Source organism: Streptomyces sp. NPDC042201, from assembly GCF_055582185.1.
The window spans coordinates 426,709-441,706 of the sequence record NZ_JBVJDS010000004.1; the positions used below are offsets into that span (position 1 = coordinate 426,709).

Annotated in this window: 13 protein-coding genes; 6 read left to right on the top strand and 7 right to left on the bottom strand. The window is 69.7% G+C overall.

The genetic code is table 11. The features are described 5' to 3' along the window. The coding region (locus ACZ6MZ_RS12295) for an Ig-like domain repeat protein (RefSeq protein WP_469351439.1) at nucleotides 1–1,726 on the top strand (1,726 nt) is incomplete at its 5' end. 75 nt (nucleotides 1,727–1,801) lie between these two features. Here ACZ6MZ_RS12295 and ACZ6MZ_RS12300 read toward each other — a convergent pair. The 5 genes from ACZ6MZ_RS12300 to ACZ6MZ_RS12320 form a co-directional block, all read right to left on the bottom strand. Further along, a complete protein-coding gene (locus ACZ6MZ_RS12300) occupies nucleotides 1,802–3,391 on the bottom strand; it encodes a PQQ-binding-like beta-propeller repeat protein (RefSeq protein WP_469351440.1) in 1,590 nt (529 codons plus the stop codon). A 132-nt stretch (nucleotides 3,392–3,523) separates the two neighbouring features. Beyond that, on the bottom strand, nucleotides 3,524–4,432 hold the full coding sequence (locus tag ACZ6MZ_RS12305; protein ID WP_469351441.1) for a class I SAM-dependent methyltransferase: 909 nt from the start codon (nucleotides 4,430–4,432) through the stop codon (nucleotides 3,524–3,526). Nucleotides 4,433–4,534: 102 nt separating this feature from the next. Further along, a complete protein-coding gene (locus tag ACZ6MZ_RS12310) occupies nucleotides 4,535–5,629 on the bottom strand; it encodes an NAD(P)-dependent alcohol dehydrogenase (RefSeq protein ID WP_386878106.1) in 1,095 nt (364 codons plus the stop codon). Next, on the bottom strand, nucleotides 5,626–7,029 hold the full coding sequence (locus ACZ6MZ_RS12315) for an aldehyde dehydrogenase family protein (protein ID WP_469351442.1): 1,404 nt from the start codon (nucleotides 7,027–7,029) through the stop codon (nucleotides 5,626–5,628). The genes ACZ6MZ_RS12310 and ACZ6MZ_RS12315 overlap by 4 nt, the downstream gene beginning before the upstream one ends. 8 nt (nucleotides 7,030–7,037) lie before the next feature. Further along, nucleotides 7,038–7,793 carry a (5-formylfuran-3-yl)methyl phosphate synthase gene (locus ACZ6MZ_RS12320; RefSeq protein WP_469351444.1) on the bottom strand — a complete coding sequence of 252 codons (756 nt, stop codon included), beginning with the start codon at nucleotides 7,791–7,793 and terminating at the stop codon, nucleotides 7,038–7,040. Between the two features lie 399 nt (nucleotides 7,794–8,192). Here ACZ6MZ_RS12320 and ACZ6MZ_RS12325 point away from each other — a divergent pair, with 399 nt between their 5' ends. Further along, nucleotides 8,193–9,248 (top strand): aldo/keto reductase, encoded by a 1,056-nt coding sequence (locus ACZ6MZ_RS12325; RefSeq protein WP_384185661.1) that lies wholly within the window; start codon nucleotides 8,193–8,195, stop codon nucleotides 9,246–9,248. A 21-nt stretch (nucleotides 9,249–9,269) separates the two neighbouring features. On the opposite strand, the gene ACZ6MZ_RS12330 is transcribed toward ACZ6MZ_RS12325, so the two are convergent. After that, a complete protein-coding gene (locus ACZ6MZ_RS12330; RefSeq protein ID WP_469351446.1) occupies nucleotides 9,270–10,379 on the bottom strand; it encodes an FAD-dependent monooxygenase in 1,110 nt (369 codons plus the stop codon). Between the two features lie 159 nt (nucleotides 10,380–10,538). Between ACZ6MZ_RS12330 and ACZ6MZ_RS12335 the strand changes: the two genes are divergently transcribed. Next, complete coding sequence (locus tag ACZ6MZ_RS12335; RefSeq protein ID WP_469351448.1) at nucleotides 10,539–11,513, top strand: TetR/AcrR family transcriptional regulator C-terminal domain-containing protein; 975 nt, start codon at nucleotides 10,539–10,541, stop codon at nucleotides 11,511–11,513. Nucleotides 11,514–11,533: 20 nt separating this feature from the next. On the opposite strand, the gene ACZ6MZ_RS12340 is transcribed toward ACZ6MZ_RS12335, so the two are convergent. Next, nucleotides 11,534–12,712, bottom strand: coding sequence for a beta-ketoacyl-[acyl-carrier-protein] synthase family protein (locus ACZ6MZ_RS12340; protein WP_469351449.1), 1,179 nt, complete (start codon nucleotides 12,710–12,712; stop codon nucleotides 11,534–11,536). 142 nt (nucleotides 12,713–12,854) lie between these two features. On the opposite strand from ACZ6MZ_RS12340, the gene dhaK reads away from it, so the two are divergent. The 3 genes from dhaK to ACZ6MZ_RS12355 all read left to right on the top strand — a co-directional run bounded on the left by dhaK (nucleotide 12,855) and on the right by ACZ6MZ_RS12355 (nucleotide 14,998). Then, entirely contained in the window at nucleotides 12,855–13,847 is a 993-nt protein-coding gene (gene dhaK / locus ACZ6MZ_RS12345) for a dihydroxyacetone kinase subunit DhaK (protein ID WP_384334746.1), read from the top strand. Nucleotides 13,848–13,985: 138 nt separating this feature from the next. After that, complete coding sequence (dhaL, locus tag ACZ6MZ_RS12350; protein ID WP_389790751.1) at nucleotides 13,986–14,591, top strand: dihydroxyacetone kinase subunit DhaL; 606 nt, start codon at nucleotides 13,986–13,988, stop codon at nucleotides 14,589–14,591. Continuing rightward, complete coding sequence (locus ACZ6MZ_RS12355; protein ID WP_389790734.1) at nucleotides 14,588–14,998, top strand: PTS-dependent dihydroxyacetone kinase phosphotransferase subunit DhaM; 411 nt, start codon at nucleotides 14,588–14,590, stop codon at nucleotides 14,996–14,998. The genes dhaL and ACZ6MZ_RS12355 overlap by 4 nt, the downstream gene beginning before the upstream one ends.

Consider the following 14,998-nt stretch of genomic DNA (forward strand, 5'->3'; position numbering starts at 1 on the left):
GGCGCCCGACCCGTCCACCTTCGGGCAGACAGTGACCCTCAGCGCCACGGTCGCGGCGGTTTCGCCCGGCGCGGGCATCCCCACCGGCTCCGTCACATTCACCATCAGCGGGACCGGCGGCGACACCCTGACCGGCACCCTCAACGCCAGCGGCATGGCCACGGTCACAACCAGCGCGCTCGCGGCCGGCAGCCACACGATCACAGCGGTCTACGGCGGCGACACGAACTTCACGTCCTCGACCGGAACCGACACCCAGACCGTCAACCAGTCCACGACCACCACAACGTCCACCTCGGCGCCCGACCCGTCCACCTTCGGGCAGACAGTGACCCTCAGCGCCACGGTCGCGGCGGTTTCGCCCGGCGCGGGCATCCCCACCGGCTCCGTCACGTTCACCATCAGCGGGACCGGCGGTGACACCCTGACCGGCGCCCTCAACGCCAGCGGCATGGCCACGGTCACGACCAGCGCGCTCGCGGCCGGCAGCCACACGATCACAGCGGTCTACAGCGGCGACACGAACTTCACGTCCTCGACCGGAACCGACACCCAGACCGTCAACGCGACAGCACCCACGGTGAGTTCACTCGCCCCCACCTCCGGCTCCACCGCGGGCGGCACCGCTTTCACCCTGACCGGGACCAACCTCACCGGCGCCACTGTCACGTTCGGCGGGACGGCCGTCACCCCCGTCACCGTCAACGCCGCGGGAACCGTCCTCACCGGCACCACCCCCGCCCATGCCGCCGGCAATGTCGTCGTCCAAGTCACCACCACCGCCGGAACCACAACCGTCTCCGGCGGATACACCTACACCCTGCAACGCGCCTACATCACCAACCAGAACTCGAACAACGTGTCGGTGATCAACACCCTCACCAATGTGGTCATCGGCACCCCCATCATCGTCGGCACCAGCCCGCAGGGGGTGGCGATCACCCCGAGCGGCACCACCGCCTACGTCGCCAACTTCGCCTCGAACAGCGTGTCGGTGATCAACACGGGCAGCAGCACCGTCATCAAGACCATCGCTCTGGGCGCCGGCCACGGCCCGCAGGCGATGGCGGTCACCCCGGCCGGCACCAGCGTCTACCTCACCAACCAAAGCTCGAACACCGTGTCGGTGATCGACACAGCCACCAACGCCGTCATCGGCTCCCCCATCACGGTCGGCATCACCCCGAGTGGTGTGGCGATCACCCCGAACGGCACCCGCGCCTACGTCACCAACTTCAACTCAGCCAACGTGTCCGTGATCAACACCGCCACCAACCTGGTCATCGGCTCCGCCATCACGGTCGGCATCAGCCCGTACGGCGTGGCAATCACCCCGGACGGCACCCGCGCCTACGTCACCAACCAGAACTCGAACAACGTGTCGGTGATCAACACGGCCACCAACCTGGTCACCGGCATCCCCATCATTGTCGGCACCAACCCGCGTGGTGTGGCGATCACCCCGAACGGCACCCGCGCTTATGTCGCCAACTTCAACTCAGCCAACGTGTCCGTGATCAACACGGCCACCAACCTGGTCATCGGCACCCCGATTGCAGTCGGCGCCAACCCGGTCGGTGTGGCGATCACCCCTGACGGCACCCGCGCCTACGTCACCAACAACGGCTCGACCACCGTGTCGGTGATCGACACGGCCACCAACCTGGTCATCGCCACCGTCACCACCGGCACCGCCCCGGATGGCGTAGCCATCACCACTTTCTGACGAACTACCCACCCCAGTGTCGCCGTGCCTGGTGACGACGACGCGCGGATGCTGCACCGCACTCGGCCCTTCGGATCAACGCCGAACCTCGCACTCCAGGATGCGGCCGTCGACGGTCCCAACGAGCAAGTGCCCCTGGGGCGCTACAGCGAGAGACAGCGCGGTGGTCGGTGCTCCGTCGACCTCCAGCTCGATGTGCCATCGCACCGAGCCGTTGTCAGCCTCCAGTGCTGTCAGGGCTCCGGAGTTGTCGGCCACGTAGACGGCATCGCCGTCGGCGTCGAGGGCGGTGGCAGGATGATCGGTGCGGTACTGCCACTGCACCGCGCCGTTCAGGGATCGTCTTACGACGTAAGCGCCACCAGGTTGGAGCCCGTGCCCATCGTGGACGGCGCCGGCATACACCAGGGACTGGCCGATTTCGACTGCTGGCCCCCCGAAATGATGCTCCTCCGGTACCCAGGAGTGGGGGAAGAGCCGCCGCAGTGTCCCGTCGGCACCCAGAGCAGTGACCCACTTGTCCTTGTGCGGCTGGTCCGGGTCAGTGCCTACCAGGACGTACGGACGGCCGGCACGACGGACCGCGAACGGATGATTGAAGGCGTCGAAGTGGCCGACCTCCGGACCGTCCACCGGACCGTCGAGGTCGAACATCATCAGCCGTTGGGGACGCTTGCGGCGGCTGTCCAACGGCCTCAGGATCGTCCCCCGGCCGCCCGCGACGAGAACCGCGGACACGCCCGGGCTCAGGGTCTCCCGTACCTGCCCTGTGTCGACGGCAATCCGGGCCAGCCTGGGTACGGACACCTCCCAGCCTCTTCGCTTCCGGCGACCGCGACGTTCGGCGTTGGCCCAGACCGATGTTCCGTCGGAACCCAGAACCAGTTGGCGGCCGCCTTCCTCATCCTCGACCGCCCATGGCCGGTCTCCTGACGGCAGCCACGACTCCGCCAGGACCCCGTCCAGAGCGGCCAGCACACGACCATCCTGCATCCCTTCGACAGCCCACACCCGTCGGCGTACGGACCACTGCCGACCGTCTGCGGTCGCGAGATTCGTAAGGAGTCGGCGGGCCTGCGCGCGGCGATCCGGCCGGACGGCCGGCTCCACGGGGGCGGCCAGTTCCTCAGAGCCGATCGCGCCCCGCCCGACGGCGCCCCAGTCCGCACGAGTGACAACAGTGGCATGCCCCTGCTCGTGTGCGTGCGGGTTGTCCCAGTCGTCGCACGGCGCCAAGACCAGACGTAGTGCTGTCTCGCTGCGCCATTCCACGCTGAGTACCTCCCGCCGGTGCTGCAACGCGGACACCACGTTGCCGGTGTCCAGGTGGATCAGCAGCAGTTCGCCTTCGAAGGAGTAGCCGCCGTCGTAACTCCCCGTGCCGACAGCCAGCAGGGGAAGGACGGGGTGGAAGGCAAGGGATCGTACGGGGTACCAGGACCGCACCAGGTTTCGGCACCGCAGGCTGTCCCGCTCGTAGACACCTATACGGTGCCCCGTCCACCCAGAGTCCGCAGTCGCGCCGCCGCTCCACTGAACCGACCCGAGGTCCCCGCCCACAGCGACCATCCGCGAGCGATCGTCGACGACGGCCAAAGCCGGCTCCCCGATCTCGGCGAAAGGCCCGTTTCCGAACACGCCGTGGACGATCGGTACGCGGGTCATACAGGATCCCTCCCAGGGCGGCACATGAACGGCCGACATCCCAGGCGCGGGACGGCGGCAGCTCATGATCCCGTCGGGTGGCTCGCACACCAAGCTACAGCCTTGTCACCGGGCCTCACCGAGACGGCAGCATCACGGCTGGGGCTTGTTCGCGAACACCCAGCGGTTGCCCTCCAGCGCGTCGTTCTGCTCGGGCAGTGGGCCGCGTCCGTGGCGACGGGTGAAGTGGAAGGGGGTGTGGACCGCTGTGGACCAGCCCTTGCTCCCCAGATCACCTGCGGAGTCGGGCCGCGGCTCTCCATCGAACAGGTTGAGCAGGTCGATGCCGATCTGGTGTTTCGTAGAGGTGTAGAGCGGGCTGTCGCGGTATTCCAGCAAGTCCTTGTCGAGCTTGACCTCGAACGCCAGAGCGCTTCCCCCCGTACTCAACCGGTCCACCGTGTCGATGAGGTAGGTCTCGGCAGTGATGGGCAGATAGAACAGCAACCCCTCGGCCAGCCAGACGCTCGGTGCGGCCGTGTCGAAGCCGGCGTCGGTCAGTGCTCCGACCCAGTCGGCGCGCAAGTCCATCGGGATCGGTACGCGCGCTGCCTTCGGGGTGGCCGACAGTCCGCCGAGCACCTTGTGCTTGAACGCCAGCACGCCTTCCTGGTCGATCTCGAAGATCACGCAGCCGGGAGGCCAATCGAGTCGGAAAGCCCGCGAATCCAACCCCGCCCCGAGCAGGACAACTTGGCGGGCACCCCCCACGTGCACCGACTGAAGCAGAAAATCGTCCAGGACCCGCGTCCGCAGACCGAAGTAACGCGCGAAACGTCCCCACAGCGGGTTCGCGTCCCCGTCCGGAACCTGTCCCAGGTGGATCGGCCAGCCCGCGGACGCCGGTGCGGCGAGCACGAAGTGCTCTGCGTAGACGTCCTGCGCCAGGCTGTCGTGGCGGTGGGTCTCGATCGCCCGTGCCGCGGCGACCATGAGAGCGGTCAGACCGATACCCCCTTCTACGCCTTCCGCACTGGTGTTCCGATGCGCTGTGCCGGCCATACGTCCTCCGTTGGTACGACTAGGGACCACGAGAAGCGAGAAATGCGGATGATGGATCGGCGGTGAACGCACGATGCTGAAGCTCTGGGCGACCCGGTCCCCCTACGGAATCAGGACGGGTTTGACCACGCGGCCCGCGTCGCAGTCTCGTTCGGCCTCGTTGATGTCGGCGAGCGGGTACGTACGGATCAGCTGGTCGAAAGGAAACAGCCCGGCCTGCCACAGCCCGGTCAGCCGCGGAATCAGCAGTCCCGGCACCGCGTCCCCCTCGCAGATGTGGGAGATTCGCCGGCCCCGGTCCAGGGCCCCCGGTTCGAGCGGCAGCGCGGTGTGGAGCCGTGCCACCAGGCCGAGGTGGCCGGTCGGGCGCAGGGCCCTGAGCGCGTCGTTGATCAGCTGGGCTGAGCCCGTGGTGTCCAAGGCGTACTGCGCGCCGCCGTCGGTCAGTTGCTGAATGCGGTCGGGCAGGCCGGCCGACGCGGCGTGCAGCGGGATCGCGCGCAGCCGCTCGGCGAGGGCCAGCCGTTCCGGGTGCCGGTCGATGGCCACGGTCACCGCCCCGGCGGCGGTGGCCGCCATCACCGCGGCCAGGCCCACCGCTCCCGCGCCGAAGACCGCGATGGTGTCGCCGGGGCCGATGCCGAAGGAATTGAGGACTGCTCCGGCGCCGGTGAGGAAACCGCAGCCGAGCGGTCCGAGCAGTTCGATGGGCAGTGAGGGATCGACCCGTACGGCGTTGCGGGCCGGGACCATCGCGTACTCGGCGAACGAGGACTGGCCGAACCACCTGGGGGCCAGTTCGCCCCCGGCCGCGTCGGTGAACCGTGCCGCGTTCTCCTTGCGCCCTCCGAAGAGGTTGAGCGAGGCGAAGGAGTCACAGTAGGCGGGGGCCGCGCCCGTGCAGTTCCGGCAGTGTCCGCAGGAGTCGAAGCTCAGCACGACGTGGTCGCCGATACTCAGGCCGGTGGCCGGACCGCCCGTCCCCACCACGACCCCGGCCCCCTCGTGGCCGAGCACGGCCGGCAGCGGTGAGCGGCCGGCCGAGCGACGGACCGCGAGATCGGTCCGGCACATCCCGCAGCCCGCGATCCTGACCAGGATCTCGCCGTCGGCCGGTCCCGCGTTCAGGATCACCTCCTCCAGGGCGAAACGGCTCTCGTACGAGCGCAGTACCGCCGCGCCGAACCTCGTCGTCACGCCTCCTCCGGACGGTGCACGACGAACGGCCTGAGGTTTCCGTAGAGTCCCCACGGCCCGCCCGCGACGCCGACACCGCTTTCCTTGATGCCCGCGAAGGGCTGGGCGAGGGAAAGTTCCGCGTGGTGGTTGATCCACGCTGTCCCGCACTCCAGCCGGTCGGCCACCGCCTCGGCCCGGTCGAGGTCGGTCCCCCATACCGAGCCGCCCAGCCCGAAGCCGGTGTCGTTGGCCGCCTCGACGGCTTCGTCGAGGCTCCTGTACGGCAGCACCGGCAGGACAGGCCCGAACTGCTCCTCCGTCACTACAGCACTGGCCGGCGGGACATCGGCCAGGACGGTCGGGGCGAAGAAGTAGCCCGGTCGGTCCAGCCGGTGGCCGCCGGCCGCGGCTCGGGCGCCGTCTGCCAAGGCCTGGGCCGTGTAGCGCTCGACTCTGGCCAGTTGGGGGGCGTTGTTGACCGGCCCCAGCTGCGAGCCCGGGTCGAGCCCGGCTCCGACGACGACCGTCTTGGCGCGTTGCGCGAGGGCCTCGACCACCTGCGAGTAGAGCCGGGCCGGGGCATAGACCCGCTTGACCGCCATGCAGACCTGCCCGCAGTTGCGGAACGCCGCCCAGAACAGCCGCTCCGCGATCCGCTCCACATCCACGTCGTCCAGCAGGATGGCGGCGTCGTTACCGCCCAGTTCCAGGGTGACCCGGGCGAGCGAGGCCGCCGCGCCCTCCGCGACGGCCCGTCCGGTGGGAATCGAACCGGTAAAGGTCACATGACGGATCCCCGGGTGGGACGCGAGGCGGGCGCCGAGGGGTTCGTGACCGGTGACGATCGTCAGTACGTCCTCGGGGAGGGCGGTGGAGATGACCGATCCCAGCAGTCGTGTGGCGAGGGGCGTGAACGGGGAGGGTTTGAGCACCATCGTGTTACCTGCGGCGAGCGCGGGCGCGAACTTCGCCGACGCGAGCTGGAGGGGGAAGTTCCACGGGACGATCGCGGCGACGGGCCCAAGCGGCCGCCAGCGGACCTCGCTTCGTACCGGCCGACCGTCAGTGATCTCCTGGGGCCCGGGGTCCAGCTCGGCGAAGTAGCGCAGGCGAGCCGCCGCACGGGCGATCTCCGCGTACGACTCGGCCAGGGGTTTTCCCTGTTCACGGGTGAGTAGCGGAGCGAGGTCGGCCCCGGCCGCCTCCACGGCGTCGGCAGCCGCGAGCAACGCCTTGGAGCGGGCAAGGGAGTCGGCCCGCCAGCTGAGCCAGGCCTCGTGAGCCCGCTCGACGACGGCGTCCAACTCGTCCGGCTGCTGGTGGGGAGCCTCATCGAATGCCTCGCCCGTTGCCGGATCGAGGACGGCGAAGCACTCACCGCGGTTCCCCGGCGCGCGACCGGGCCGGCTGGTCGGCATGCCGGCGGTCAGCTCGCGGCGGCGACAGTAGCTGCATGGTCCCGGGCATGCCGGTCCATCTCCGCCCGGAAGGCGGCCACCAACTGCGGCTGAATCCTTCCCGTCGTGCGGTCACCTCCCTCGCAGACCGCCCCCCGTACGCCCACGATGTCCGTGCCGATGCGGGTCAGCACACCGAGGTCTCCCGCCTTGACGCTGCCCGCGAGGGCGGCCAGCAGATCGGCCTCGTGGGCCAGCCTGACGAACTCCGCGCAGACGTCGGGCGGAACGTGGTCGAACAACCGTGTCCCGTCCTTGACCGCGGTGTCGAGCATGGCCGCGTCGGAGCCGGACCGGCGGGCGATATCAGGCAGCGAGAGTGGGTTGACGCAGCCGATCCGGTGGGCGTCGGCGTAACCCGAGGCGACGACGAACGCGTCCGGCCGATAGTCCTTCACCGCCCGGACGACCCCTCGCATGACATCGATGGCCTGTTCGGGCGTCGTGCATCCGTAGAGGCCGACCTTGATATAGGTGGCTCCGGAGACAGCTGCGCCGAGCGCCGCCTGGGCCACCGTGCCGGGCTTGTACGGTACGTCTCCCACGGTGGCGGACACCGGCTTGTCCGCCGGGACCGCGTCACGGATCTCCTTGATGACCCAGGGGAAGTTCGCCCCGAGCGAGCCCTCGTCGGGCCTTTTGACATCGACGATGTCGAGGTGTTCCGCCGCCTTCACGCAGTCGAGGGCCTCTTCGACACTGTCAGGAGAGATGAGAAGCAACAACGCGGATTCCTTCCACCGCATGTCCACCTGCCCAAGGGCAGGTATGCGGAGTCGCCTGGATCACGTGCGGTCCGCTCATCCTTTCCGGGGCCCGTGATCTTTGGGAGGGCGCGCGGAGTACCAAAGGGGTCATTGCCCTCACCTGCCCACGCCCCCAGCGCGCCAACGGCGGTCAACGGCAGGTCGTCTTCGGAACAACCAGCGCGGCATCGGGCAGCTGCTGTGGGCGCTGCCCGGCACTCGAATCGAGATCGAGCAGGGCCGAACGGCCGTGCTGGTAAGCGCATGACCGGGTCCAACTCTCTTGCCATAGAGCGCACTCCAGCTCCTAGGGTGCGCCGCACCACGGTCTTCCTCAGTGCTGAACCGTGCACAGCCCGACAGCGAGGGAGCACAACCATGCGTTACCGCACACTCGGCCGCACCGGCATCGAAGTGAGCACGTACTGCCTGGGCACGATGATGTTCGGCGCGGTCGGCAACCCCGACCACGAGGACTGCGCCCGGATCCTCCACGCCGCCATGGACGCGGGCGTCAACTTCGTCGACACGGCGGACATGTACTCGGCCGGTGAATCCGAGGTCATCGTCGGAAAGGCGCTGCGGGCGTCCGGCCGGCGGGATGAGACCGTCCTCGCGACGAAGGTCCACTTCCAGATGGGCGAGGGAAGGAACCGGAGCGGGAACTCCCGCCGCTGGATCACCCGGGCCGTGGAGGCGAGCCTGCGGCGGCTCGATACCGACTGGATCGACCTCTACCAGGTGCACCGCCCGGATCACACCACGGACATCGAGGAGACACTCGGGGTCCTCGGCGACCTTGTGCAGGCGGGCAAGATCCGGGCGTTCGGGTCGTCGACGTTCCCCGCCGAGGAGATCGCGGAGGCGCACCACGTGGCGGAGCGACGCGGCCTCCAGCGCTTCCGGACCGAGCAGCCCCCGTACTCGATCCTCGCGCGCGGTGTTGAGGTGTCGGTACTGCCGACGGCTCGGCGGTACGGCATGGGGGTGCTGACGTGGAGCCCGCTCGCCTCCGGCTTCCTGAGCGGCCGCTACCGGGCGGGGCGACCAGTCGATCTCACCTCCGGGCGGGCGCAGTTGAACCCCGCCCGCTTCGACCCGTCCATCCCGGAGAACATCACCAAGCTGGAGGCCGCCGACAAGCTCGCCGAACTGGCTGCGGACATCGGCTGCACCCTCCCGGAGCTGGCGGTCGCCTTCCCGCTCGCTCACCCGGCCGTCACCTCCGTAATCATCGGCCCCCGCACGGCGGAACAGTGGCAGGCCCTCCTGAAGGGTGCGCCGGTGGTCCTGGACGACTCGGCCCTCGACCGCATCGACGAGATCGTCCCGCCCAGCACGAACCTCTACCACCCGGACGGCGCATGGCAGCCCCCCTCCCTGACGGACACAAGGCTCCGCCGCCGCCCGACGGACGAGCGGGCCGCATCGTGACGTGCTCGTGGGAGCAGGAGGTCAGCTGTCCAGCGAGAGTGCGTTCTTGGCGTACGCGACGGATGCCTCGGAGGCGGGTCCGCCCGGATTTTCCATGGCCAGGGCCTGGTTGAGGCTCACGAAGGGGCGCATTCGCTGCTCGTAGTGGGAGAACGCGGCGTGGTGATCGCCGGGTGCCTGGGCGAGGCAGTCGGCCAGCACGTAGGAGCCGACGAGGGCGAGGCTGGTGCCCTGCCCCGAGAGTGGGGAGGGGCAGTAGCCGGCGTCTCCGAGCAGGGCCACCCTGCCCCGCGACCAGTGGTCCATCCGGATCTGGGCCATGGCATCGCAGTAGAAGTCCGGCGCGTCCAGGGCGGCCTTGGCCAGGCGAGGCCCTTCCCACCTCAGGGAGGCGAGCTTGTCCGCGACGAGGCGCCGAAGCGCAGTGGTGCCGCGGAGGTCATGAGCAAGCGGCGCGGACTGGAAGCCGAAGGCGATCCTGAGCTCCGTGTTGTCGCGGACGGGCATGATGCCGAATCCCGCGACGCCGTCACGTAGCCACATCTGCCAGTGGTCCAGTGCGAGGAAGTTGTCCGCGCTGAACACGGAGAGGTAGCTGCCCAGGTGCTGGGTGAAGCCTTCCTCGGGGCCGAAGGCCAGGCGCCGAACGGCCGAGTGCAGACCGTCGGCTGCGATCACCAGGTCGAAGGTGCGGGACGCCCCGTGGGTGAAGTCGACGTGCGCGCCGGTCTCGTCTTCGTCGAGCGCGGTGACGCTGTTGCCGAAGAGGTACTCGACGTCTGTGCGCGTGTGTTCGTACACCATCCGCACCAGGTCCTCGCGCAGCAGCTCGATGTCGTCGCTGTCGAGTCGGCCGCTGCTGAAGGTCGCCTCGGTGGAGCGATCGATCTCGTGGCCTTCGGGATCGAGGATCGACATGCCACGCATCCGGGTGCGCACGCGTCGCGCCTGTTCCAGCAGGCCCATCCGCTCGACGACGTCGAGCGCGACGCCGCGGACGTCCACGGCCTGGCCGCCGGGGCGCGGACCCGGGGCGCGTTCGACGACGGTGGCCCGGAAGCCGTGGCGGTGAAGCCAGTAGGCGAGTACGGGGCCGGCGATTCCGCCGCCGGAGATAAGAACGGTCTGCATGGGAAGCTCCTCCAATACGCTGTACGCATCCTGAACGTACGGCGTACGCGCAGCGCCTTCAACCGGCCAACTGAGCGTCCTGTACTAGGACAGTTGGCCGTCGTTCGACGCCCTCGCTGATAGCCTCTGCCCTAGTACAGAACAGGAAGGCGGCAGAACGTGACGAAGCCCACAGGCGCATCCGGCCAACCCCCCTATCTGCGCATCGTCGCCGAGATCCGCCGGCGCATCATGGACGGGGAACTGGGCCCCGGAGACCGGGTTCCCTCGACCCGCCGGATCGCCAGGGAATGGGGCGTCGCGCTCGCCACCGCCACCAAGGCCCTGACCACCCTGCGCCTCGATGGACTGGTCGAGACCCGCCCCCGGACCGGCACGGTCGTTGCCGGAACCGCTCCCGTCTCGCAGCCCCGCAGGCACGCGCCACCTGCCCCGCCCTCCGAGCAGGAGCTGACACTGGACCGGATCGTCCGCACAGCCATCGACATCGCCGATGCCGAAGGGCTGTCAGCGCTCTCCATGCGCGGCGTCGCGGCCCGGCTCGGCGTCGCCGCCATGTCGCCCTACCGGTACGTCCCCAGCAAGGACGACCTCGTCCTGCTCATGGCTGACGCCGCGTTCGGTGACGAGACCTACCCCGCCGATGTGCCCGAAGGGTGGCGCTCCCGTGTCGAGCTGGTCGCCCGGACCCTCTGGACCCTGTACCGCAGGCACCCGTGGCTGGCCCAGCTCGGTTCACTCACCCGCCCGTTGCTCGTGCCCAGTCTGATGGTCCACGGCGAACGGGTGCTGAGTGCCCTCGACGGTCACGGCCTCGATCCCACCACCTTGTTCGACATCCACGTACTGATCTACAGCCATGTCCAGGGCCTGGCGGTGCACCTGGAATGGGAAGCGCAGGCCGAAGCCTCCACCGGGCAGTCGGAGGACCAGTGGATGGACAGCCGGGCATCCGCCGTACAGGAACTGGTGGAATCCGGCCGCTTCCCCACCTTCACCAAGGTGGTCGGAGCCTTCGGCAGCGACGGGTATGACCTGCGTCTCGACGCGCTCTTCGAATCCGGCCTCACGGCACTCCTCGACGGCCTGACGTCCCTCGTCGAAGGCGAGGAAACGCCGAGCGTTACGGCGTGATCCGCCGGACGGTCCCGGTCTCAGGGCGCGGGGGTGAACGCGAGGGAGGCGTTGTGGCCTCCGAAGCCGAAGGAGTTGGTCAGCGCCGCCGTGAGTGCGCCACGTCGTGGCCGTCCCGCGACGATGTCGAGCTTCACCTGCGGGTCGAGGTCGTTGAGGTTCTGGGTGGCGGGAATGACCTGATCGCGGAGGGCGAGGATCGCGGCGATGGCGCCGATCGCGCCGGCCGCACCGAAGAGGTGGCCGGTCATCGACTTGGTCGCGGTGACGGCCGGGTGCGTACCGATGGCGGCGACGATCGACTCGGCTTCGGTGAGGTCGCCCTTGGGAGTGGAGGTCGCGTGGGCGTGCACGTGCCCCACCTCGAGCGGGTCCAGTCCAGCAGATGCCAGCGCGAGACGCATGGCACGGATCTGCCCCTCCTGGTGGGCGGCGGTGATGTGGTGCGCGTCGGAGGTGACGCCGGCACCGGCCAGCACGGCGTGCACGCGGGCGGCGCGGGCGGCGGCGAAATCAGCCCGCTCCAGAACCACCAGGGCGGCCCCTTCTCCGATGACGAATCCGTCCCGGCCGGTGTCGAACGGCCTGGAGGCCTCCTGCGGTGCGTCGTTGCGTGTGGAGTGGGCCTTGGCCTGGGCGAAGCCGGCCAGCGGCAGGGGATGGATGCATGCCTCGGTGCCGCCGGCGACGACCACGTCGGCCCGGCCGAGGCGGATCAGGTCCAGGCCCATCGCGATTGCCTCAGCGCCGGAGGCGCATGCGCTGACAGGAGTGTGGGCCCCTCCCCGGGCACCGAGTTCGATGCTGACCCATGCCGCGGGTCCGTTGGCCATCAGCATGGGAATGGTGTGCGGGGAGACCCGTCGTACTCCTGAGGATTCCAGGATGTCGTCCTGACCGAGCAGGCTCAGCGCCCCGCCCGTGCCCGTGCCGATGACCACGGCCAGGCGTTCCGGCTCAACCTCCGGCCGCCCCGCGTCGGCCCATGCTTCCCGAGCGGCAATGAGCGCGATCTGCTCACACCGGTCCAGCCGGCGGGCCTGCACGCGATCGAGCACGTCGGTCGGTTCGACCCGCAGCCGGGCCGCGATCCGCACCGGCAGGTCGGCCGCCCACTCGTCTTCGATCGCACTGATCCCGGACGATCCGGCCTGTACGCCGGGGAGTGTCGCCCTCCGGGCGAGCGGGCGTACGCCCATTCGATGGACAAGCGCCCGTGTCACAGGCCGTGCCGTTCGACCGGGTTCGATCGATACTGAGTCTGAGGACAGAACGCCGCCCCGGCACCCGACCCTTCGGGGAGCAGACCATGCGTCAGGACAGCACGCCCAGGAGGCAACCGTGAAGATGTTGATCAACGTGCCGGAGACCGTGGTCGCGGATGCCCTGCGGGGGATGGCCGCGGCGCACCCCGAGCTCTCCGTCGACGTGGCCAACCGTGTGGTGGTACGGGGCGACGCGCCCGTCGCCGGGAAGGTCGGGCTGGTCTCCGGGGGCGGGTCGGGGCACGAGCCGTTGCACGGGGGGTTCGTCGGGCCCGGGATGCTGTCCGCCGCCTGTCCCGGTGAGGTGTTCACCTCCCCGGTGCCCGACCAGATGGTGCGGGCCGCGGCCGCGGTCGACAGCGGGGCCGGGGTGCTGTTCATCGTGAAGAACTACACCGGCGACGTCCTGAACTTCGACATGGCCGCGGAGCTGGCCGAGGACGAGGGCATTCAGATCGCGAAGGTGCTGGTCAATGACGATGTGGCGGTGACCGACAGTCTGTTCACCGCCGGGCGGCGCGGCACGGGCGGGACGCTGTTCGTCGAGAAGCTGGCGGGCGCGGCGGCCGAGGAGGGGGCGCCGCTGGAGCGGGTGGAGGCGATCGGCCGGCGGGTGAACGAGAGCTCGCGCAGCTTCGGTGTCGCCCTGAGCGCCGTCACCACGCCCGCCAAGGGCAGTCCCACCTTTGATCTGCCCGAGGGCGAGCTGGAGCTGGGCATCGGCATCCACGGCGAGCCGGGACGCGAGCGCCGCGCGATGATGACCTCGCACGAGATCGCCGACTTCGCCGTGAACGCGGTACTGGAGGATCTGCGGCCGTCGGGCCCGGTGATCGCGCTGGTGAACGGCATGGGAGGCACTCCCCTGCTGGAGCTCTACGGATTCAACGCCGAGGTGCAGCGGGTGCTGGGCGAGCGCGGTGTGGTGGTCGCCCGTACGCTCGTCGGCAACTATGTGACCTCGCTCGACATGGCCGGCTGCTCGGTGACCCTCTGCCAGGTCGACGAGGAGTTGCTGCGGCTGTGGGACGCGCCGGTGGAGACCGCCGCGCTCCGCTGGGGCCGCTGAGCACGACAGGAAAAACTGGCACGGCAGGAACAGGGACGGCAGGAATACAGGGCCGGCAGGGACTGCACGGACGGCAGGAACCGCAGGGAACGATCCATGTCGCGAGGAGATCACGTGCCCGATCAGAATCCCGAACGGATGCTCGACACCGACTTCTTCCGCCGCTGGCTGACGGCCGCGGCGGCCGCTGTCGAGCGTGAGGCCGGCCGGCTCACCGAGCTGGACTCGGCCATCGGCGACGCCGACCACGGCAGCAATCTGCAGCGCGGTTTCCGGGCCGTCATCGCCGTGCTGGAGAAGGAGAACCCGGCCGGCCCGGGCGCCGTACTCATTCTGGCGGGACGCCAGCTGATCTCCACGGTGGGCGGCGCGTCGGGGCCGCTGTACGGGACGCTGCTGCGGCGGACGGGCAAGGCGCTCGGCGACTCCCCCGAGGTCACGCCCGCTCAGCTGGCCGAGGCGCTGCGTACGGGGGTGGCGGCGGTGGCCCAGCTGGGCGGGGCGAAGGCCGGGGACAAGACGATGATCGACTCGCTGGAGCCGGCGGTCGAGGCTCTCGGTACGTCGTTCACCGCCGCCGCCGAGGCGGGCGAGAAGGGCGCCCTGGCGACCGTCCCGCTACAGGCACGCAAGGGCAGGGCGAGCTATCTCGGCGAGCGGAGCATCGGGCACCAGGATCCCGGCGCCACCTCCTCCGCTCTGCTGATCACCGCCCTCGCCGACACCGCGGAGGGAACCGCATGAGCATGGAGAGGCCGGTCGGCATCGTGCTGGTGTCGCACAGCGGGCCGGTCGCCAGGGCCGTCGCCGAGTTGGCCCAGGGGCTGGCGGGCGGCGGCGTGACCGCGCCGGTGGCGGCCGCCGGGGGTACGCCGGACGGCGGGCTCGGCACCAGTTCCGAGCTGATCGCGGCCGCGGCGGCGCAGGTGGACCGGGGCGCGGGCGTGGCGATCCTGGTGGACCTCGGCAGCGCCGTACTGACAGTGAAGGCGCTGCTCGCCGAGGGCGACGAGCTGCCGGACGGGGCGCGGCTGGTGGACGCCCCGTTCGTGGAGGGCGCGGTGGCGGCGATGGTCACCGCTTCCGCGGGCGGGACGCTCGACGCGGTGGAGGCCGCCGCGGCGGAGGCGTACCAGTACCGCAAGGCCTGA